We start from the raw sequence: 22,583 nt of genomic DNA on the forward strand, positions 1-22,583 counted from the left end.
ATCCCATCCACTCAGCCCATCGCTTACTAAAAATTCAGTAAGCGATCAGGAGATCAGATGATCATCTCAGCGCCGGGCATCAAATCAGCTGGCAGCCGGGCAGTTGGTCGAGGAGGATTTCGCGGGCAGCTTCTAGGCTATCAGCACGAACGATGGCGCGGCCTTTGGTCTTCTGCCGACCAGCGCCCCATTTGTAAGCGACCTCGACCTCGCCCTCTGCAGGCTCAACATCCTTTAGCGCCTTGCTCGCCGCCCCCTTGCTGGCATAGACGCCCAACGCCATCAGGTGCGACGTGTTCAGCGGAATGAACCCCCGCTCCGCCATCAACTCGACCAGAGGCTCCGCCCTATCCGGCGAGTTGGACTCTGAGTTGGACTCCGGCTCATCGCGAACGGTGGGATAGCTATTAGTATACTCTTCTATTAGCTTTTCCACTGTTCGGCTTTTTGGAGTCCAACTCGCGGAGTCCAACTCGATTTTCTCCCATGACCAGCCATTGCCCTCGATGCCAGAGCCCTGAAACGCTTCCGGCTTCCCAGCATACATGGCAGCGCAAGGCGATCGCATATCCAGCGTTTGCGCCTCACCATGCTCGAAACGCTCCGCCGACAATGGCAGCCCGAAAAAGTCGACGCCGCCTCCGGCGCCAAACTCATCATCGATCACCCTGATCTGATCTTTGAAAACATCTTTGCGGAGGGTGTCCTTTACGTGCTGTCGCAATTGGCTGTCTGTGATGTCACCCAACGCCATTGCAGCCCCATAGCCCGGCATCGCCTCTGCCGTGGCGCGGATCATTTCAGCGCGCAATGAGTTTGCACCATAGACTCCCTGCTTCGGCCACATACCTGCAGCCACGCAAGCGCCGGGCCATCCCACGATGGAGTCGATGCAATCGTAATTCATGAATTGATCGACCGGCACGTCGAGCGGAACGCTTGTCAGGATCACGATCGTGACCGGATCTCCGGAGCCGCGATTGACTGCCCTTGCCCTGCCAACCGCCTGAATAAGTTCAGCCTCGCATATAGAACGCCTCACAGCCTCGACGCGCTCATCCGGGTGAAACTCCACGTTAGGCATGGAACGCACTCCAGACCGCTTAAAAATCGCTCCTGCGCGCCTTTCAAAGGGACCATCAAGCCTCTTGACATCCTGCCCGAAAATGATCGCTGCCAGGTTCTCGCAATCTGCCACTGGCGGAGAAGGTCGCCCGGCAACAATCAGCCCGCGAACCTTTTCAAAACGGTTCTGACCGCGACAGGCTCCGAAATTCATGATGTCATCGGAATCCACGCCCAGCCGCTTGAGCATCGGAACGATACCTTTCGGCGCAACAATACCGACCCGCCCGCCGTAAACAGCGCGCATAAAGTTTTGCAAGGCTGCAACATCTTTAACCTTCTGCTCCGCCGCCCGAATGGAGTCGTGTTTATTCAGGAGCCGGAGATCTTCTTTCTCCGCCGGAGTATCTGCCGACTGGCCGCCGTTGCGGTACTTCGCGCGCCACTCCTTGATCTGCGCCTCGCTGGGATCTTCTCCCTTTTCCCATGTCTTAGGCTTGAGCTCGCGATAACTCATGGCCCGGTCAGTCAGTTGGACGCGATAGACGCCCGCACCATCCTCGACCTTGATGTCAGCGACCAGATCCAGCGTCGGAAACCATGGGCGGAGCAATTGCTCATCTGCCGTTGCGTCCAAGATCAAGATCGGCGCCGTTTTCAGGTGCGGAGAGATATCCATTCTCCGCCGCGGAACGCATACAAGATGCCTCTCGCCCTTGATTGGTTTGAAGTAACATGAAATTTGCGGAATTGGCGCGTCGGTCTTGCGGGTCTTCTCCGCATCCTCCAGCCCTTGGATCAAGGCTTTCAAGATCCGGACAATATTGCTGATCAGATTATTGACCGGCGCGGCCTTCGCCAGCATGGCAGAAAGCTCATCAGGTGCGAGGAGCGCTTTGAGCTCATCACTGTTGATGTCGACCTTATGCTTGCGCGCATATCGTATCGCAGCGCGGAGCTCTTCAGCCTTCATGAAGATCTTTTTGAAATGCCCAGCTGTGACCGGCTCGCCAGCTTCTGCGCAATCATGAATGATCGTGTGAACATGTCTTAGAATTCTCGGCATCGAGCTATGGTCTAACTTCTTCTTTGTGTCGACGCCAAGCTCGACCGTACGGCCGGTTGCGTTTTTGTGCATCAGCCCCAAGTCGGTGACAAGGCAATCAGCTTTAATCCAAGACTGACCACTGATCAGATCAGTTGGATTTGTTTCGTCCAGGATGATCAGATCAAAGTCCATATGGCGGAGCAATTTGCCCCCCATCATTTTTGCAATAGCTCTTTCCTCCTTTGTTGGCTTAGGTTTCCGGAGGGAGTTGGGCAAGTTTTCGATCGACACATCCCCGGCAGCGATAACGACACGCGACTCCTTTGCGTACTGTTGCCGGTAATAACAGCCCAAATTCAAATTGCCGGACGGATCCGGCTTGAACGGGCATCCGCCGCAAGCGTTGCAGGCATCAGAAACGCCGCCGCCCGCCTCGATGACCTCTTTCAGCCGCTCTTGGTTTTTGCAGGCCTGATCGCCCTCCTCCGCTGTCGGTCGAGGATCTGGTGCATCCGTTCCGTGCCAGACTGCAAGCTCGGCTTTTGGATTCAATCCGGCTGCGGACATCGCTTCCGAAAGATCAGCTGCGAGCTCGCGACCCATCTTGTGATCCTTCACGCGGATCAAGACTCTAAAATACTTGTTTTCCTGCAGCGCTCGAACGATCTGCTTGACGGTCTGGCGAGTCTTGCCGGTGCCGACCGTGACACGCACAAGACTTGCCCTCTCCTGCCGCTCATACTTCGACAGGACTCCACCGACCTCGATCCAGTGCATCTGGCGACGCTCGTAAGCGTTCAATGCACTTGAGAAAACGGATTCGATAACGCTGCCAAGCTCCTCGCGAGCCTGCGCGACTCCGATCAGAGCCTGCGCATCAGGCGCCTTGACGCTTGGGATCTCGGCAGCCCCGGAAAGGAGATCCGATTGCAGGGATATGGCAACCATCAGCCCCGCCCCCGCAAATCAGGGTGCAAGTCCGGCCATGGCCCATGCTTGGCCTCATACAGCCACCAGAGCGCAGATTCGTAATCGACGCCCAACGCCACAGCCACCAGACCGATCGGCGTGTAACCACGGGCATTGTCGCCAAAGTCGGAAATGCCGTTGCGGTGGACTCCAAGATTTGGCTCTCTCAGCCGCTGGGCTAGAGGCTTCTCCGATGGCCGCCATGTTGCAAGGCAATCGTAACCACCGGAGCGCTTTGCAACGGCATGGATCGGCAACCCATGAATCCATTCGCCAATGTTATCGAGCGCCCATGTGTCGAGCTTGTCTGCTAGGCGCGCGTAATGGTAATCACCCTCGATGTCGCCTTCGCGCCGGGTGCGGTGGGCGACAGGTGTGCGGGTGCTGCCATAGAAGCGCAAGACGTCGCCGCAGATGGCTAGAACGTCTTCATCGAAGACCGGCAATTCATCGGTGCGGGTGTTCCATGGCTGAGCATCTGTAAGCCACTCATACGGCCGCCCGGTGTCAGGGTGTACTCCATAGCAAACGACTTGCTTGCCGTATTGCAGAAGCTCCAGCGCTTTATGGCCGTCCAGGTGGATTGCATTGGGGACTTCAAGGCCATCTGCAAGCCGGAACGGCATCGCGAAGCCCTTGGAGCCAACGCGCATCAGGATAGCGCCGTCAAGCTCCTGCAGCTCGCCAATAAGGTCATCGCGAACGTTGGTGTCGGTGGAGTCGAGATCGACCCATACCAGATCGGGGGTGATCAGGGTGCAGAGCCCAACGCCGGGAGTCTCACTGGACTCGACCATACGCTGGAAGGCTTCGACTTTATAGACTGATTGCGAGGTGGCGTGATCCGCCCAGCGGGGCATTTTCTGCCACTCACCGCGCCGGTAGATGCCGGGGATCTTGCTGCCCGGATACAACGGCGAAACGCGCCAGCCGTTTTCGAACATAGCGCGGGAATGATACAGGAAGGAATCGGCGGATTTGTTGGGGTTGACGGGTGCGGTCCCGTCAGCGATAATTTCTCTAGTCACGTCTTAGCCGTGTGTTTGTGGCTCATTCCTTGAAGCGCGCCAACGCTGTCGAGGAACCCTATTCGAGAGAGGCTCGCACTATGTGCGGGCCTTTCGTCGTTTAGGGCCAATGGGAGACTGCGCTGCCTCCTTTTGACGGGCTTTGCCGGCCACCGCGCAATCAAGTTTTATCAGTCTGCGGGTTGCGAATAACAATGGTCAAGCGACCGGAAGGGGGCCAACCCTTTGTTATAAGTACAAGTTATAACTTTGCCATATTTAATAATCTGGAATTATACATGACTCCATCATCAAATAACCGATCTTTGCGATCGTCATGGCTCCGACGCCATAGCCGGTCATGGCTGAAACAGTGTACGCCATCAGGGCACTAAGCGTGTCGTATGAGGGGCTTGCCGCTTCCACGGCTGCGGAGATATATTGAGTGTTCATCAAAATGGTTCCTTACTTTGGATGATCTGGCCGGTCAGGAGTTGCCTCTCCTGATCGGCTTTCGCCCAAAAATGAGCTAAACTCAGAGGCACCCGCGACCGGGCAGCGTTTGAACAACGCGACCAGTTGATCCTCCTGCGCGGCCGTGGCGGCCTCTCCCAGCACGCAATAGGGCGATAGCGGCCGGTCCAATGCGATGGCCTGCAGATCTTCCCACGATGCGATCAGGATGCGGTCTCGCAACTGCGCGCCGGGTTTCCAGCGCAACCGGCTCTCAGCGGGCTTAACGCCGCTCTTCACTCGTTTAGATGGCAGCAAGATCAGGGTGTCTTTATCGACGTGGAAATAGTCGATCGCGCGCATGGTATGGATCACAAGCCCCTGCTCCTGCCCCGCAAGCCAAGCGTCAGCAACCTGATCGGCAGCCTCCTTGAACGGCTCGAAGATCGTCTCAGGAGCGTCCCTGCGCCCGCGCCTATGAGCTTCCCACAAGGGCCGGGACCGATCCCGCAACGCGCGCTTGATCGCGCCCACGGGCTGATCAAGATCGATCTCTTTCAGGAGCGCTTCCAGGTTGGCGCCGGGTGGCTCCGGCAGTGTCCAGAAGATCGCATCGGGGTTTGCGGGTGGCTCAGTGACGAGTCTAAGTCGACCCTTTTTTTGACGTGCAGTAAACCGACATGCCCGGCAGGCTCCTTTCTGGTGTTGAACTCAGAAAAGAATCGCCCGGCGCATATGAAATGATCCACCCCTCCAGACCGATCAGGATTCGGGTGGAGTCATGCCCCAAACGCCGCCTCGATATCGGTTTCCCGGTAGCGGATCTGACCGCGCACCTTGACTGGCTCCGGCAGCTGGTCATCTCGGCGCATACGCCAGAGCGTTGTCTTGCTGATTGCCAATTTCTCGGCAACTTGTGCAAGTGTTAAGAGCTTCATTGATTTGCCTTTCGGTTCCGTGCGTTTCATTCAAATTGTTAGAAACCGATTGCAAACGGAACATCAAGGCGCCCCCGACACCATGTTGTGTTGGCACAGAATACCAGCACATTATATTGTGCTTTACTTCACGCCGGACAGGCAAAACGCCTCCCAAGCTTCCATAAGCCTGCGCCTCCGGTCGAGCGCATCCTTGCGCCTGTATGCCCGCATGACCTTATTTCCGACCGCATGGTGAAGCGCATATTCAGCGAGAAACGGGTCAAAATCGGTGGCATCCCCAACCCAGTCTGCAAACGTACTCCGAAGCCCGTGGACGGTGTACTCGCCCGGCACAAGCTTTGAGATCGACGCATCTCTGATCGGCTTGTCAGACCTCGGACCTGCAAACAAGAGATCCGTCGCGCCCTCTGCGATGCGCTCCTCGACTATGGCGATCATGCGGTCAGTCAGTGGGATTGTGTGCGGAGCAGGTTTCTTCATCCTGATCGCCGGTATGCTCCAGACTCGCGCCTCCAGATCGAACTCGCATAGGCGCGCCTCCCTGATCTCCTTTGAGCGCAAACACGTCAGAATGAGCATTTCCAGAGCCTGATAACTCACACCGGCCTTTTGCTGCAGCTCAGCCACAAACCCCGGCAGCTGATCGAAAGGCATAGCCGGGTGGTGCTTCTGGCCGTCCTTTGGCTTATGGTCTGGCAGGAGGAGTTTAAGCACGTTCTTATCCGCCGGGTTATCACCATCGCGGAGCTTTCGCGCCTTGGCGTAATCCATGATCTTCGCGATGCGCGACAGGATGCGCCTAGCAGTCTCCGGCTTCTCCATCCAGACCGGTCGCAGAACATCGAGAACGTGATCGCTGGTGATCTTGTCGACCGGCAGTTTCCGGATAGCCGCGCAATAGTCCGGCGCCTTCTGACGCCCCCTCGCTGGCGTCTCCGATGGCCCTAACATGGTCAACCGCCATTGCGCTTTGTGCGCCTTGTGCTTCCAGCCGGGTTCGTTGTCTTCGATGTATTCCAGCGCCAACTCTCCGAACGTCGGGACCTTGGGAGCGCTCGCCTTGATATGCCGTGGGTCATTGCCGTCTGCGGTCTCTTGCCGGAGCTGAGCGCCGCGCTCCCTCGCCTTCACCAGTGTAAGCGCCGGATATGCGCCCAACGCCATCTTGCAACGCTTCCCGGCAGGGTCAGTCCACCGGAAAATGAAGCGCTTTGAGCCGCTTGCCAAGATCTCGAAATATAGCCCTCCGCCGTCCGCATGAATGCCGGAGCTCAGCCGCTTGCATTTGCTGTCTGTCAGTCTCATGTGCGGTTCCGAATTGGTGCCGAATGGTGGAACCACGCTGAACATATTTGAAACGCCGTGTCAAACCGGATTATTCTTTTAGATATTAAAAACAGTTACTTGGCACGCTTTGAAAGTGTCTGAAATATCCGGTTGTGATCCCACCTCCTCCGCCACTCTCTTTGATTGTGATCGCGACGAGGTCTGCTGACGCAGCCGATATCTGTCAATCGCTCGGGCCGATCATCTTTTCAGGGCGCACAAGTGCGTCAAATTCTGTTTCCGTTACATAGCCGAGATTGAGCGCTTCTTCGCGCAAGGATGTGCCGTTCTTGTGGGCTGTCTTGGCGATTTCCGAGGCCTTGTCATAGCCAATCGCGGGAGCGAGTGCGGTTACCAGCATCAAGGACCGTTCCATCAGGCGGGTGATATTATCCTCATTTGCCTTAATGCCGGACACGCATCGGTCCGCGAGGCTGATGGAGGCATCGGCCAGCAATTTGACCGACTGCAACATCGCATGTGCCATCACGGGTTTATAGACATTCAGCTCAAAGTGCCCCTGGCTACCGGCAAACGAAATCGTTGACTGGTTGCCGTGAACCTGTGCGCACACCATGGTCATGGCCTCGCACTGGGTCGGATTGACTTTGCCCGGCATGATGGAGGAGCCGGGTTCATTTTCCGGCAACGACAGCTCCCCAAGCCCTGATCGCGGTCCAGAGCCTAAGAACCGGATGTCATTGGAGATCTTGAACAGGGATACTGCGACCGTATTGAGCGCACCATGGGCGTAGACATAGGCATCATGTGCTGCGAGCGCCTCGAACTTGTTGGATGCGGTTCGAAACGGGAGACCGGTAATCGCGGCCACTTCGGCGGCGAATGCAGTGTCGAAGCCTTTTTTCGTGTTAAGGCCTGTCCCGACGGCCGTTCCTCCTTGCGCCAGCGCATATAACCCGTTGAACCCTTCGGTGATACGCTCCATTCCAAGGGCAAGTTGAGCGGCGTACCCGCCGAACTCCTGGCCAAGGGTCAATGGCGTTGCATCCTGTGTGTGGGTCCGGCCAATTTTGACGATGTGCGCCCATTCTTCAGACTTTTTCTCAAGAGCGGACTTCAAATGTGCCAGTGCGGGCAACAGCTTTTCTTTGATTTCCGTGGCTGCAGAAATATGCATGGCAGTTGGAAAGGTGTCGTTTGAAGACTGGCTCATGTTGCAGTGATCATTTGGATGCACTGGTGTTTTGGAGCCGACAACACCGCCAAGCAGCTCAATTGCGCGGTTTGCAACCACCTCATTTGCATTCATGTTGGTCTGAGTGCCCGAACCGGTCTGCCAGACGACAAGTGGGAAATGATCGTCCAGCTTTCCGGCGGCAACTTCCGACGCCGCCCGTTCAATCGCGTCCGCCAATTTCGGATCAAGCTTTCCTTGAGCCGCATTCACACGGGCGGCCGCCTGCTTGATGACACCCAGCGCATGGATGAGGGGACGTGACATCGTCTCCCCGCCGATCGGAAAATTGATCAAGGAGCGGGCTGTTTGGGCGCCGTAGTACTTGTCTGTGGGTATCTCCAGTGCCCCAAAAGAGTCTGTTTCGGTCCGGACATTGTGAGACATGTTCACCTCGTTAATCGCAACTGCCTGTTGGGTTTAGTTGGTCTCGCTGGTGAACAGTTTCCAGAGACTGCGCCAAATATGGTTTTGGGGTGTGTGTCGGACGACGTTCGACTCAGATCCAGTTTATGGCGGCAACCAGTGGCTCACACGCACAGAAAACTTCAGGTACCAGAAATCCAATGACAACCACTGATAGCCGTTCTGCATATTGAAAGGTTTCTCTTCGGGGGGTAGTGCTGAAGGCACGCCACTCCCGAGCTGCAATCGAAGGACCTGAATATGGAAAGCTTTGCTGGTGACTTGAGGGAAATGGCTCGAACGCCTCTTCACCAAAGCCATGTCCAGGCAATCCGGGATCTGGGAACGGAAGTCCGCTTTGATGCGGGCACAATGATCGCCGAAGTTGGCGACCCGATGGACCGGTTCCTCTATATCCTGGAAGGGCGTGTCGAGATAATCGACACCTACACGCGGGAGGCTTACCTGCCGTCCTCGCTTGGACCGGATCAATTCATTGGAGAAATTACGTTTTTGAATGGCGGGGCTTATACGCTGCCGCTGCGCGCCAAGGAAGACACGGTTTTAATCTCTGTCTCCCGGAAAGACATGCTTGCGGCCATGTCGCGAATACCCGAGATGTCGGACATCATCATTTCGGTTTTTGCTGCGCGCCGGCGCCGCCAGGTTGAAGAGCACGACACGTCGTTGAAGCTAGTCGGTGCAGATGTTGACCGCGATGTCAGGCGGGTTGCGGAATTTGCGGCGCGGAACAAGATCGCGTTTCAGATGATTGATCTCGGGTCTGAAGACGCGGATGAAATCGCGCAGAGCTGCAAGCTCCGTGGGCGGCAGCCGGCCGTTGTCTTCGGCAAAAACCGGGTTGTCGACCAACCCACACCTGCCAAGGTGGCAAAACTCTTGGGTCTGGCGCAACACTTTGAATGCCATGAAACCGTAGATGTTCTTATCGTCGGTGGCGGACCGGCAGGCGTTGCTGCCGCCGTATATGCAGGAGCGGAAGGACTTTCTGCGGTGCTTGTCGAGGATCTGGCCATTGGGGGGCAGGCCGGAACGTCCAGCCGGATCGAGAACTACATGGGCTTTCCGACCGGGATCTCCGGGTCTGATCTCGTTTGGCGGGGCGAAGTGCAAGCGCTCAAGTTCGGCACACGATTTCTGCGGCCCCGGCGGGCGGAGAAACTGGAACGGCGGGCCGATGGGACATTCTGTGTCACGTTGGACAATGGCAAGGAAATTTGTGCCAAGGCTGTTGTCGTTGCATCCGGTGTCCAGTATCGCCGTTTGCCGCTCAACCGGTTGGAAGAATTTGAAGGCACCGGTATTTATTATGCCGCAACGGACATGGAGGCCCGCTATTGCCGCGGCGCTGATGTCGTCGTGGTGGGAGGCGGCAACTCCGCCGGGCAAGCGGCGATGTATTTGTCCAGAGCAGCGTGCCATGTCCATATGTTAATCAGGGGCGACAGCCTGGCGGAATCCATGTCGGACTACCTTCTTTCAAGGCTCGAAGCTGACCCGTCTGTAACAATCCATTACAAGTCCCAGATCAAGGCGCTAGAAGGAAACGACGCGCTGGAAAAAGTCGTGATCGACCGGAACGGCGAGGACTGGAACCTGGACTGTCCCGCTGCCTTCATCATGGTGGGTGCGGCCCCCAACACAGACTGGCTGTCGGAAACCTGCGATCTGGATGAACGCGGCTTCGTGCTCACAGGCGATAAAGTTGGCGAACAATCGCAATACGCAACATCGTGTCCTGGTCTGTTTGCCGTTGGTGATGTTCGAGCCGGCTCGGTAAAACGTGTTGCTTCGGCCGTTGGTGAAGGATCTGTTGTGATTTCCCACGTATGGCAACATGTGCAAGGTAATTGAAGCGTAGGCCTTTATTGGAAAGCTCTTGGAATGCCAAGACGACAGTCGAAACTGTTCAAAATAACGTCCGGCCGTGTGCTCGCCGGGTTTGTACTGCTGTCCGCGATCGTTGCCGTGTTGTCCGAACCCGTCATTGAGACGTATTTTCAAAAACAGGCTGGCCTGCGGGGACAAGCAACCCTGAAACTGACTGTCGAAGGGTTGAAAGGCGCGTTGCAGCGCTATGAACCCCTGCCCTCGCTGATTGCCGAGCGCCCGAGCCTGGTTGCTCTCTTAAAGTCTCCGACAGACCCTGAACTTTTAAAGCGGGTCAACGAAGACCTCCGGCTCTCCGCGTACCGGCTGAAAGCTTCAGATGTTTATGTGATGGATGTCTCCGGCATGACGCTCGCTGCCAGCAGTTATCAAAAGGAGCTGTCATTCGTAGGGCGAAGCTTTGCTTACCGGCCCTACTTTACGCAGGCCCTCGAGGGCGGAACCGGCCGCTTCTTTGCACTTGGTACAACATCCGGGGAACGTGGATACTTCTTCGCGGCTCCCATTGAAGACAATGAGCGCGTCATAGGCGTGGTCGCAGTCAAGTTCACTGTTGATGGGTTTGAACAAGCCTGGCGCAACGCTGATCATCAGATCATCGTGTCTGACCTGCGCGGTGTCGTCTTCATGGCGAGCCGGCCGGATTGGCATTTCCGAACCCTGCGTCCGCTGACTAGGACTGAAATCGCTGAAATTCGGGCGAACCGGCAATACCCGGCGGATGGGCTTCTTCCCCTTGTCAACACGGTTAAACCACTCACGGAGGATCTCAATCTCATCAAGATTGAGGATGAACCAAGTGGCTATCGCTATATCAGCAGCTCGGAATATATTTCCGATGCCGGGTGGAATGTCCGCATCCTGGTTTCCGCCACCAGAGCGAGAACACAGGCCTTTGCGGCGGTTCTGATCCTTGTCCTCGGGATCATGCTGATTGGATTGGCCGTCGCTTTTTACATCCAGCGGCGCGCGCAGCTTCTTGAACGGCTGCTGACGCAGCAGGCTGCACAGGAACAGCTCGAAGTCCGGGTGGAAGAACGGACCGCTGATCTCAACCGGACGAATGCACAGCTTTTGGAAGAAGTTGCCGAACGAAAGGCAGCTGAAACCCGGTTGCGGAAAACCCAGACCGAGTTGGTGCAAGCGGGCAAGCTGGCAGCGCTTGGTCAGATGTCCGCAGCGCTCAGCCATGAGTTCAATCAACCGCTTGCCGCCGTAAAATCTTACGCGGAAAACGCTTTGAAGCTTCTTGAAAGGAACAGGACACCCGAAACCCGGGAAAACATCAGCCGTATTTCTGAAATGACAGATCGGATGGCGTCAATCTCGAAGCATTTGCGCAACTTTGCACGCCGTCCGATGGAAAAGGTCCGGCCGGTCCCTTTGGTACAGATCGTCAACGACGCGATTGGTCTCCTGCAACCAAGGCTCCGGGGAAGCGGCGCCAAGCTCAATTTCGCTCAGCCGGATGACGAGGTCTGGGTCATGGGCGGACATATCCGCCTGCAACAGGTTGTGGTCAATCTCCTGACGAATGCGCTTGACGCCATGAAGGATCGGCAACCGGCCCAAATCGATATTGCCCTTCAAACAGATGCCGACACTTGTGTACTGTCGGTCCGGGATTACGGAACCGGCGTTTCGGAAGAGGAGATGGGCCAGGTTTTTGACCCCTTTTTCACAACCAAACAGCCGGGCGAAGGCATGGGGTTGGGCCTTTCAATTTCATACAACATCGTCAAGGATTTCGGCGGTACGCTTCGGGTTTCCAATCATGATGAGGGCGGCGCCGTCTTTTCGATTGATCTCGTACTGGCTAGCGAGACCGCCAACGAAAACCAGGAAATCCGCGCGCAGGAAACAGCCGCCGAATGAGTGCTCAAAAAATCCTCTTCGTCGACGACGAAGAACATCTGCGTTTCACCGCCAAACAAAGCCTGGAGCTGGAAGGCCTTGAGGTTGAGTGCTTCCCCAATGCCGACCAAGTGCTGCAGCACGTAACACGCGACTTTCGCGGTATTCTCGTGACCGACATTCGTTTGCCGGGAACCGATGGGCTGACTTTGATGCGCAAGGTCTTGGAAATCGACCCGAGTTTTCCGGTTATTCTGGTGACCGGCCACGGAGATGTCGAACTCGCCGTGAGTTCGATGCGTGACGGAGCCTATGATTTCATTGAAAAGCCGTTCCCGCCGAGCCGCCTGGTCGAAACCGTGCGCCGCGCACTGGACAAACGCCGTTTGACCGTCGAAGTCCGGTCGCTTCGCCGGGAGGTCGGCGCACGGGATGCGGTCGAAGGGGTTTTGCACGGTCGCAGCCCGGTTATGCGCGCCTTGAGAGATCAGGTTAGCGCTGTCGCGGCTGCCGATGTAGACTTGTTGATAACGGGTGATACCGGTGTCGGCAAGGAAGTCGCCAGCCGGGCAATCCACGAAGCTAGTTCGCGGGCTTCCATGCCGTTTGTTCACATCAATTGCGGTGCCCTGCCTGCGAATCTTGTTGAAAGCGAACTTTTCGGACATGAGGCAGGAGCCTATCAGGGCGCTATGCGGGCCCGAACCGGGCGCTTTGAGGCCGCCCGCGGTGGAACGGTTCTTCTCGATGAGATCGACAGCCTGTCACTCCCGCTGCAGACAAAACTCCTGCATGCCATCCAAAACCGGGTGGTCACACGGCTCGGGTCAAATGAACCGGTGGAATTGGATGTCCGTTTCATCGCAGCCACAAAAAAGGATCTTGTTGCGGAAGCGGCCGCCGACCGATTCCGGTCCGATCTCCTCTACCGGCTCAATGTTGTGACGGTTACCGTGCCACCTCTCAGTTCCCGCCGCGAGGACATCCCGCTCCTGTTTTCCAAACTGGTCTCAGACGCGGCAACCCGCTTCAAGCGGGAGCTACCCGAGATACCGGATAGTGTTTTGGCCAAAGTCGTCAGTCAGGACTGGCCAGGAAATGTTCGCGAACTGCGCAACGCCGCTGACCGGTTTGTTCTGGGGCTCGCCTCTGGCATTGATCATGGCGGCGATGAACACCTAGACTTCGGTCTTGCTGATCACATGGCCCAACATGAAAAGGCTTTGATCGCGGCAACGCTTGCGGCCCATGGTGGCAGCATCAAGGAGACTTATGAGGCGCTCAAGATTTCGAGAAAGGCGCTTTATGAGAAGATGCAAAAATACGATCTCTCCCGGAAAGCCTATTCTGAAGAAATCTAAATTCTGAACTGCCCCCCAAGATGTGTCACCTAATCGGGACACAACTTGACCGCTTTGTCACCGTCTCCACCCAAATACCCCCTTCCCCAACGACAAACTTCATTTCTTGGGGCGCGGAAGCTTGCCTTTTTATCCGTTCGCACTTGATTACAGGGCGGCACGCTTTGGGAGGAGCGCAGGTCCAGTTCAATTTGGTCAGCAGGAATCCGCAAAAACTCCGTGCCCGTTCCGCTCGGAACAATAATCTTTGGAGGAACTCATGAAATTCACCATGATCACTGGCGCGGTTGTAATCGCAGCTATGACCGCGACGTCCGCTTTTGCTCAGGATGAGGATCGCACTGGCTGGCCTGAAAGCTTCACAGTTGGCACCGCGTCTCAGGGCGGCACCTACTTCGCCTACGGTTCTGGCTGGGCAAACCTGGTTGCTGAAGAACTCGGCATTTCCGGCGGCGGTGAAGTCACCGGCGGCCCGATGCAGAACATGGCCCTGGTTCACACCGGTGACGCTCAGTTCGGCATGACCACCATGGGCCCGGCAGCGGAATCGCTCGGCGGCACCAACCCGATCGCACCGGGCCTGCAGATGACCAACGCCTGCGCCATGTTCCCGATGTATCAGACCCCGTTCTCAATCACGGCTCTGTCTTCCTCCGGCATCACGTCTATTGCGGACATTCCGGATGGCGCCAAGATCGGCTTCGGCCCGGCAGGTTCCACGTCCGACACCTACTTCCCGCGCATGATGGAAGAGCTTGGCGTGAACTTTGAGCGCCGCAACGGCGGGTGGTCCGATCTTGGCGGCCAGCTCCAGGATGGTCTTCTTGACGTGATTGCATTCGCAGCAGGGGTACCGGTTCCGGCCGTTAGCCAGCTCGAAGTCCAGACCGACATCAACATCATCGAATTCACCGAAGAAGAGCGTGCGAAGATCCTGGAAGCCTTCCCTGTTTCAGAGTTCGCAATCGCTTCTGACACCTACACCACTTTGGAAAACGACGCGCGCTCTGTCTCCATGTGGAACTTCGCTGTCGCCAACTGCGACCTGCCGGCGTCCTTCGTCAAGGCAGCAGTCAACGTCGTCATGTCCGACAACGACCGTATGGTGAACATCCACAAGGCCGCACGTTCCACGCTGCCTGAAAACTGGACCAAGAACACCGTTCTGAAGTGGCACCCGGGTGCAGCTGAGTGGTTCACGGAAAATGCTGGTGCCGACATTCCGGCCGACATGATCCACGGCAACTAAGACCGTCTTCACAAAAACCAAAGGAGGGCCGCGGGACTTGCGCGGCCCTTGCTTCAACGACAAGATAAACTCTGGCTGACGCAGCTGGAGGCGCGGGGGACTATGACCGACAAGACAACACCAGCCGAAGACGACGATCATCTGATCGCGCACGGCGTCGATGAGGAACCGGTTGAGGTAAACCGGCGCCTGTTTGAGGGTAAATCCCTCATGTTCATTACGTCCTTCGCTGCGCTTTATGCCGCATTTCACATGGCGGCCTTGAACGGTCTCTCGATCTCCGAATGGACCGGCATTGTCATCCCGTTCCTTCCGACGTTCCCGATGGAAACCTGGAACTTCCGCATTGTTCACGTTGCCGGTGCGCTCGCGCTTGGGTTTCTTTTGTTCGCAGGCCGGATTGATTTTCCTGAAAAGGGGCAGGAAACACCCATTCTTGGTTATGCCGCTTATGCCTTGATGATCCCTGCCCTGTTCTCGCTCGGCATGGCCTTCTCTTTCGCCGCTGAAATTTCCAATGGCAAGATGTGGAACGGCATTGATGAAGGCATCAAGTTCAGCGAAACCTACCTCTTCGGCCTGCCGCTGATCGTGGCAACGGCCGGTGGCATCATCCTCTCCTGGTTCCATCAACGCGTCCGAACAGGGTTCGCGGCTCCGGATGTCGTTCTCGCTGTGTGTGGGGCAGCTGTTGCGGCCTACCTGATCACAATCTACGGCACCTTGATGCGGAATTCGACCGGAACACCGTTTGCGCCGATCGGGATCTCGATCGCAGCGGTTGCCGGTACCGCACTCATCATGGAGTTAACCCGGCGCGTCGCCGGTATGGCCCTTGTGGTGATCGCCGCTGTCTTCCTCGGCTACGTCTTCATCGGCGACAAACTGCCCGGCTTCCTAAATTCACCGCCAATTACCTGGCAGCGCTTCTTCAGCCAGGTCTATACCGATGCTGGCATTCTCGGCCCGACGACCGCTGTTTCGTCGACCTACATCATTCTCTTCATCATCTTCGCAGCCTTCCTGCAGGCCTCCAAAGTGGGCGACTACTTCGTCAACTTTGCCTTCGCAGCCGCAGGCCGCGCCCGCGGCGGTCCGGCGAAGGTGGCGATCTTTGCGTCCGGTCTGATGGGCATGATCAACGGAACGTCCGCCGGTAATGTGGTTTCCACCGGCTCCCTGACCATTCCGTTGATGAAGAAGGTTGGCTATCACCGCAAGACCGCAGGCGCTGTTGAAGCGGCTGCCTCAACCGGTGGCCAGATCATGCCGCCGATCATGGGCGCCGGCGCATTCATCATGGCGGAAATCACGGGCATTCCTTACACGGAAATCACCATCGCCGCCCTGATCCCGGCCGTCCTTTACTTCGTTTCGGTCTACTTCATGGTCGATTTCGAAGCTGCAAAGCTCGGCATGCGCGGCATGAAATCAGAAGAGCTGCCGAAGTTCGCGCAGATGGTTAAACAGGTATATCTGTTCCTGCCGATCATTATCCTGATTTACGCGCTTTTCATGGGGTATTCCGTCATTAGGGCTGGCGCTCTGGCAACAATATCTGCAGCCGTTGTTTCCTGGCTCACGCCCTATCGCATGGGTCCCAGGTCGATCTTCAGGGCCTTTGAAATAGCCGGAACAATGTCGGTTCAGATCATCGCCGTGTGTGCCTGTGCAGGTATCATTGTTGGGGTGATCTCGCTGACCGGTGTTGGTGCACGGTTCTCGTCGCTGCTGCTCAGCCTTGCCGACACCAGCCAGCTTCTGGCGTTGTTCTTTGCGATGTGTATCTCGATCCTGCTCGGGATGGGCATGCCGACGACCGCCGCCTATGCGGTGGCTGCCTCCGTGGTCGCACCTGGTCTTGTTCAACTCGGCATTCCACTTCTGACCGCGCACTTCTTCGTGTTCTACTTTGCGGTTCTGTCGGCGATCACACCGCCCGTGGCCCTCGCCAGTTACGCGGCAGCCGGGATATCGGGGGCAAATCCGATGGAGACGTCGGTCGCCTCGTTCAAGATCGGCATCGCAGCCTTCATCGTGCCATTCATGTTCTTCTACAATTCCGCATTGTTGATGGACGGCTCGGTGCTCGATATCGGCCGCGCGGCTCTCACTGCGGTTGTCGGCGTGTTCCTGTTGTCGTCTGCCGTTCAAGGCTGGTTCCTCGGCGCGGTGGCCGCCTGGTTCCTGAGGATCGGATTGATTGCAGCGGCTCTGTTGATGATCGAAGGCGGGCTCATCTCCGACCTGATTGGTGTCGGGATCGCAGCGGCTGTCTTCGCAGTACAGCGGATCTTTCATCCAAAACCGGATGCAGCGATCCCGGTCCGCGGCGCGGATTGACGGATGAGGCGTTAAGCCAAAATCCGAACATCAAACTCAAGACAAAAGCCCGGCCAATTTGGTCGGGCTTTTTTAGTTTGTGCCGGCCCTATCTGACGGATCAACCATCGGTTAGAGTTGCAAGACGCAGATACCAATCCAATTTTGTATAGGGTGAATCAATGCGTTCCAGAGCCACTGTTTTTTCTAGCGTTTTTGTTCTTGTCTCTGTGGCGTTGGCGGCGCCTGCGCTGGCGCATACCGGTCATGGATATGGTGGCGGGTTCATCAGCGGGTTTGCGCACCCAATCCTGGGCTGGGATCATGTCGCGGCCATGGTGGCCGTCGGGTTGTGGGGTGCCTTTCTCGGATCTCCCTCGATTTGGATCCTGCCGATCGTCTTTCCCCTCGTGATGGCGTTCGGGGCGGTGCTTGGCATTCTCGGCGTCCCGATCCCTGCCGTTGAAACCGGGATAGCCCTTTCAGCTGTCGTCTTGGGCCTCATGATCGCGCTGGCAGTTCGAGCGCCGATTTGGGTCTCTGCCGTCCTGGTCGGCCTGTTTGCGATCTTCCACGGCTATGCCCACGGAACAGAGCTGCCCGTCTCTGCCAATGTCTTTGCCTACGCGATCGGGTTCGTCCTTGCGACCGGCATGCTGCACATGATCGGGATCGCATTCGGTCTTCTCGTCAAATGGCCGGCGGGCCGGATCGCTGTCCGAGGTGCCGGCGGTATTATATCGCTGGCCGGCGTCGCCTTTCTGGTGGGTGCCGTCTGAGCATGCGGGCAGCCGGACTTGGTCTTGGAATCCTTTTTGTCTCAACCGGGGCGGCGCAAGCCCACAGCCCGGTTCCCGGGATTGAAGGCTTTTATATTGGCTTGCTGCATCCCTTCTCATCACCCGCACAGACCCTTTTGATCCTCAGTGCCGGGCTTTTGATCGGCGGGTTTCCAAGGGACAGGGTGCGTTGGTTGCTGGCAGCCTTTCTCGGCTGTTCCTTCGCCGGTCTTTTCTGGTCCGGCGGTGATGTGTCAGACACACTGGCCTACACCGTCGTCATCGCCACCAGTGCCTTGGCAGCGGCCTCTGCCAATCGGCTGTTTCCTGCCGCTGTTGGATGTGTTGCGATCGCAGGCCTTATTCTCGGGGCAATGTCTGTGCCCGATAGCGGCTTGTGGTGGGACCGTTTCGTGACGATGAGCGGTTCCTTGGCGGGGCTCAACATCTTGATGCTCTATCTATCCGGATGTGTCGTCGTACTCAAAGAGCGGGTTCAATGGGCCATGTTGCCGGTTGCGTTCCGGATTGCAGCCGCCTGGATTGCGGCTGTTTCATCCATGATGCTCGCGATACAGTTTGCACCAGCTTCCACTGTGGCAACGCTCTAAGGAAGACGCATGACCTCACAAGATTCTTCCGAAATCCCTCAAGAAGACAACCCATCTGAAGTCTCGCTTCTTCGGCGGTTTTTCCGCGAACCTTTATTGCATTTCCTGATTCTGGCAGCTGGGCTCTTTGTTGCGCAAGGCATCATTGGCGGAGATGAGCGGGAGGTGATCGTTGTTGATGCGGAAGCCCAAAGATACCTCTTTTCCCAAGAAGAAGACTTACGCCTTCGCTCGTTGAGCGATGACGACAAACAGCGAATTGTCGACGCTTTCATCGAGGAGGAAATCCTCGTGCGGGAAGCAAAAGCCCGTGGGTTCACCGACAGCTCCCGGGTTCGGGCGTTGCTGTTGCAAAACATGCGCTTTTTTATTGGAAGCGATATACCCGAACCGTCCGAAGACGACTTGCGCGCCCATTTTGAGGCCAACCAGGACGCCTTTACCAGTCCGCCGAGCCTCGATTTGAACCATGTCATGTTCTCAGATCCTGATACGATACCAGATGGCATTCTGGACGCGCTCAATCAGGCCGAAGATCCCTCCACTCTCGGGGACTTTGATACCCGGCTCGGGTACCGTTTGCGGTTTATTGATCAACGTCGGCTTGTCGGCCTCTTTGGCACCGAACCTGCCAAGGACTTGCTCTCGGTCAGCGAAGACGACCAGGACTGGCGCGGTCCTTATGTATCCCCAACGGGATCCGTTCATTTTCTTCGCGTGATCAACCGGAACCCGCCGCGCACGCCAACTTATGAATTGGCCCAAGACTGGATTTCAACGCATTGGTTGTCGGCAAAATCCAACGAGCTTCTCGATGCAGCGCTGGACGACATGCGGCAGAACTATCTAGTTGTGGTCGAGCCGGTTGAGGGCGGGCCGAATGACTAAGGCACACCCGATTGCCGCGCTTGTGTTGGTATTGGCGGCTTGGTTGTGGCCGGCAGAGGCATCAGCACACTCGCTGGGTGTCGACAAAGCCGAGCTGATCGAAACAGCTCCAGGCACTTATCAGCTCCTCTCAAAGGTTCCACAGCGCCTTTCCAGTGCGATCACGACACCCATCTTGCCGGACCGGTGCGCCTTTGAGGGATCGCCGCGCGGAGAACGTGGGTCTTATCTGGTGCTGTTCCGATTCACTTGCGAAACAGCTCTGACGTCTGCCGACCAGCTCATCCTCCCCTGGAAACGCGATGGCGCTTTGCTGACTGTGCGCTGGTTCGAGCAAGAGCCCCTCACCAGGCTCGCCTCTCGCCAGGGCGATGCCATTGTCGTTGATCTTGAGGAGTATCTTGCCGGGTCCGGATCCATCGTGAAGGCAGCCTCCCGGTACACGAAGCTCGGTTTTGAGCACACCCTCGAAGGGCTGGACCATCTTCTGTTTGTGTTCGCGCTGATGATTGTCGTGCGCAACGGTTGGCGTTTGGTCAAGACCATCACCGCCTTCACCATCGCGCACAGCATTACTCTGGCGCTGGCAACGTTCGGCTATGTCAACTTGCCGTCCGCACCGGTTGAGGCCATGATTGCGCTGTCGATCGTTTTTCTTTGTGTCGAGATCGTCCATGCGGCCCGTGGCCGGATCAGTTTAACCTACCGGTATCCTTGGATCGTTGCCTTTGCCTTCGGCCTTTTGCATGGCCTCGGGTTTGCCGGGGTGCTCTCGGAAATCGGCCTGCCGCCAAACGAGATCCCGATCGCCCTTTTGTTCTTCAACATTGGCGTGGAGCTGGGGCAACTGGCCTTTGTGTTCGTGATCTTGATCGTGCTGAACCTGCTCACGGCCCTCCGCTTCGGAGTTCCAAGATGGGCGGAACTTGTTCCAACCTATGTAATAGGAACGCTTGCGATGTACTGGACCCTGGAGCGAACAGCGGCAATTGCCGGTCTTTGATTGATCGCGTTGGGAATTACATCAGCATCCGCGCAAGATTTGGCTGTTCGGAAAAGAAAAGCGCATTCAAATCGTCGATCGCCATGGGGCCACCGAAGAGATACCCCTGCCCCAGTTCACAGCCAAGCGCAGTTAGCATATCACGCTGTTCGATGGTCTCTATTCCTTCGATGAGCGCCGTGGACTCAAGGGTCTTCACCATGGTCAACGCCATCGCTATCAGGCCATGCCCCGCGTCACCGTCCCGCAGGATCTTTGTCAGAGACGTGTCGATTTTCACTTCATCCCATTTGTATTGAAGGATGCCGGACAAGGCGGAGGCTGGCGTGCCAAAGTTGTCCAAGGATAGGGTGACACCCATTGAACGCAGATCCTCAAGGCAACCATGGACACGGTCGAACGTGTTAAGGAGCCGGCCTGCTGCGACCTCTACCTTCAGCCGTTCGGCGGGGAGGCCCGTGCTGCTCAGGCAATCTTCGATCATCGGAGCAACATCCCCATGGAGCATGTGCGGCACAGACAGGTTGACCGCCAGATCCACGTCCCCGGGCAGCAGCTGTACTTGGGCGCAGGCCGTTTCAATGATTTTGCGTTCCAATGGGATGATCAAGCCGTTCTGCTCGGCGATCGGAATCACCTCTGCAGGTGCAATCCAGCCGAGTTGCGGATGATACCAGCGGGCCAAGGCCTCAATCCCAACAATTTGACCGGTCTTCATGTTAAATTGCGGCTGAAAATGCGGCAGGCAATCTTCCTGTTCGAGTGCCTGAAGCAATGCTCGAGAAATGCCGGATTGCCGCTCCGCAACCGCTCGCAGGGGCGGTTTATATGTTCCGACATCCCGGCGGCCTGTCCTTATTTCCTCCGAAACAGCCAACACTGCGTTTTGCAGACCTGCGCCCGGGTCTCGTTCTTCCTGGTCGACAAAGGCGATCCCCGCAATACTGTTTACTGGATAGATACCGGAGCGAATTGCCACTGGCCTGTGAATATGGCCGCGCAGGCGACTAGTGATCTCTAAGGCCGTTGTTCCACTCTCCCGATCCATCTTCAAGGCAACGAAGAAACCGCTCCCACTTGCCCGCGCCAGACATGCTGGCTCGGGCCCAAGATTGATCTGGTGCTGGATCCGTTCGGCAATGGCCGCGAGTATGGAATTGCGATCAGTCTCGCTTGCAGATCCGGATCCGGTCCAGGGCATGACCAGATCAAAATACAGCACGATCAAATCCTGGTCGTCGCGACGCTTGGACTGCATTTCCTCGATCTTCTCGATCAAGACCTTTTGTGTCATCAGCCCCGTGGCCGGATCGTGCCTCAACTCGGCGGCTGCACGAGCGAGATTGAACCCGTGGCGTTTTCTTTCATTGGCGAAGTACCGCAATCTCCGGAATAGCAAGAAAACCCAGGCACTGAGACTTGCAATCAATCCAGCGCCAAGAAGCGATTGAATACGGGCTTGGCGATTAAGAGCCGCGTTGCTTTCCTGAGCAATTGACGACATACGGTTTTCAGCCAAATGCCGGACTTGGTTCAACGACGTTCCGATCTGGTGGACTTTTGCCAGCGCCTGTTCAATCGAGCTTCTGTCGTCCAGATTGGAGATCAGAGGTTCAATTGACCCTGCGATCTCTTTAGCGTCCGCAAGCCTGCGCGTTATGAGAGACGCTTGCGGGCCAAGTTCCAGCAACGGGTTCACGTGCCAGGAATTCAGGGCATTCTGAAAGCGGACGAAAGCTCTGGTGACCCGGGCTTGATACTCGAAGTCGGAGTTGTAAAGCGCACTCGTCAAAAGGCTCTCCAGCCGATGCGTGTTGAGCAGGCTGGAAGATGTAATGAGCGCGTGCAGAGCGTCGTCCTTTACCTTCGCATCCTGCCGTTTTTGGACCATCTCGACTGCGCTGATCGACAGAGCAAACGTCATCGCAATCACGACCAATGGAAGAATATATCGGCTATAACCAGGCCGGCCCGTCATGCTAACTGTCCTACAAAACTTACGTGTATTCAGGCAGAACAACGCTGGTACGCGGCCGGGAGACAGAGTCACACCGTCCCGGGTGCAGTCCTGGTGGAAGCCAGGCAGTGAATTTCCAAGCGTCGTTTGGGAGACAATGAGCGCAGACAGTTAACTGCACTTGAATCCATTAAATGGCATTTTCTTCACCAAGGATATTATCCCTGACAAAACGCGGT

General features: G+C 56.6%; 16 protein-coding genes. 9 read left to right on the forward strand and 7 right to left on the reverse strand.

Annotation, left to right across the window (positions count from 1 at the left end):
* Positions 1–79: 79 nt before the first annotated feature.
* The 6 genes from AC0J4F_RS17380 to fumC all read right to left on the reverse strand — a co-directional run bounded on the left by AC0J4F_RS17380 (position 80) and on the right by fumC (position 8,391).
* On the reverse strand, positions 80–3,061 hold the full coding sequence (locus AC0J4F_RS17380; RefSeq protein ID WP_473024161.1) for a hypothetical protein: 2,982 nt from the start codon (positions 3,059–3,061) through the stop codon (positions 80–82).
* A complete protein-coding gene (locus tag AC0J4F_RS17385; protein ID WP_473024162.1) occupies positions 3,061–4,110 on the reverse strand; it encodes a bifunctional DNA primase/polymerase in 1,050 nt (349 codons plus the stop codon). Before AC0J4F_RS17385 ends, AC0J4F_RS17380 begins: the two co-directional genes overlap by 1 nt.
* Before the next feature lie 444 nt (positions 4,111–4,554).
* The gene (locus AC0J4F_RS17390) at positions 4,555–5,076 is read right to left on the reverse strand and encodes a hypothetical protein (RefSeq protein WP_473024163.1); all 522 of its coding nucleotides are present in this window, start codon (positions 5,074–5,076) and stop codon (positions 4,555–4,557) included.
* Positions 5,077–5,321: 245 nt separating this feature from the next.
* Positions 5,322–5,480, reverse strand: a complete 159-nt coding sequence (locus AC0J4F_RS17395) for a helix-turn-helix transcriptional regulator (protein WP_473024164.1) — start codon at positions 5,478–5,480, stop codon at positions 5,322–5,324.
* A gap of 123 nt (positions 5,481–5,603) precedes the next feature.
* Entirely contained in the window at positions 5,604–6,788 is a 1,185-nt protein-coding gene (locus AC0J4F_RS17400) for a tyrosine-type recombinase/integrase (RefSeq protein WP_473024165.1), read from the reverse strand.
* A 205-nt stretch (positions 6,789–6,993) separates the two neighbouring features.
* Positions 6,994–8,391 carry a class II fumarate hydratase gene (gene fumC / locus AC0J4F_RS17405; protein ID WP_473024166.1) on the reverse strand — a complete coding sequence of 466 codons (1,398 nt, stop codon included), beginning with the start codon at positions 8,389–8,391 and terminating at the stop codon, positions 6,994–6,996.
* Positions 8,392–8,670: 279 nt separating this feature from the next.
* Here fumC and AC0J4F_RS17410 point away from each other — a divergent pair, with 279 nt between their 5' ends.
* The 9 genes from AC0J4F_RS17410 (at position 8,671) to AC0J4F_RS17450 (ending at position 20,387) form a co-directional block, all read left to right on the forward strand.
* Positions 8,671–10,284 (forward strand): FAD-dependent oxidoreductase, encoded by a 1,614-nt coding sequence (locus AC0J4F_RS17410; RefSeq protein WP_473024167.1) that lies wholly within the window; start codon positions 8,671–8,673, stop codon positions 10,282–10,284.
* 30 nt (positions 10,285–10,314) lie between these two features.
* Positions 10,315–12,195 (forward strand): ATP-binding protein, encoded by a 1,881-nt coding sequence (locus tag AC0J4F_RS17415; protein ID WP_473024168.1) that lies wholly within the window; start codon positions 10,315–10,317, stop codon positions 12,193–12,195.
* Positions 12,192–13,535 (forward strand): sigma-54-dependent transcriptional regulator, encoded by a 1,344-nt coding sequence (locus AC0J4F_RS17420; protein WP_133947419.1) that lies wholly within the window; start codon positions 12,192–12,194, stop codon positions 13,533–13,535. Before AC0J4F_RS17415 ends, AC0J4F_RS17420 begins: the two co-directional genes overlap by 4 nt.
* A gap of 259 nt (positions 13,536–13,794) precedes the next feature.
* A complete protein-coding gene (locus tag AC0J4F_RS17425; protein WP_473024169.1) occupies positions 13,795–14,784 on the forward strand; it encodes a TAXI family TRAP transporter solute-binding subunit in 990 nt (329 codons plus the stop codon).
* Between the two features lie 102 nt (positions 14,785–14,886).
* On the forward strand, positions 14,887–17,127 hold the full coding sequence (locus AC0J4F_RS17430) for a TRAP transporter permease (protein WP_473024170.1): 2,241 nt from the start codon (positions 14,887–14,889) through the stop codon (positions 17,125–17,127).
* Positions 17,128–17,288: 161 nt separating this feature from the next.
* Positions 17,289–17,885, forward strand: a complete 597-nt coding sequence (locus AC0J4F_RS17435; protein WP_473024171.1) for a HupE/UreJ family protein — start codon at positions 17,289–17,291, stop codon at positions 17,883–17,885.
* Between the two features lie 2 nt (positions 17,886–17,887).
* Positions 17,888–18,496: a hypothetical protein gene (locus tag AC0J4F_RS17440; protein WP_473024172.1), complete on the forward strand. Its 609-nt coding sequence runs from the start codon at positions 17,888–17,890 to the stop codon at positions 18,494–18,496.
* Between the two features lie 9 nt (positions 18,497–18,505).
* Positions 18,506–19,384, forward strand: a complete 879-nt coding sequence (locus AC0J4F_RS17445; RefSeq protein ID WP_473024173.1) for a hypothetical protein — start codon at positions 18,506–18,508, stop codon at positions 19,382–19,384.
* Positions 19,377–20,387: a HupE/UreJ family protein gene (locus AC0J4F_RS17450; protein WP_473024174.1), complete on the forward strand. Its 1,011-nt coding sequence runs from the start codon at positions 19,377–19,379 to the stop codon at positions 20,385–20,387. The genes AC0J4F_RS17445 and AC0J4F_RS17450 overlap by 8 nt, the downstream gene beginning before the upstream one ends.
* Positions 20,388–20,403: 16 nt before the next feature.
* Here AC0J4F_RS17450 and AC0J4F_RS17455 read toward each other — a convergent pair whose 3' ends face one another.
* Positions 20,404–22,365: an EAL domain-containing protein gene (locus tag AC0J4F_RS17455; protein WP_473024175.1), complete on the reverse strand. Its 1,962-nt coding sequence runs from the start codon at positions 22,363–22,365 to the stop codon at positions 20,404–20,406.
* Positions 22,366–22,583: the final 218 nt, after the last annotated feature.

Source organism: Roseibium sp. R5, from assembly GCF_055755305.1.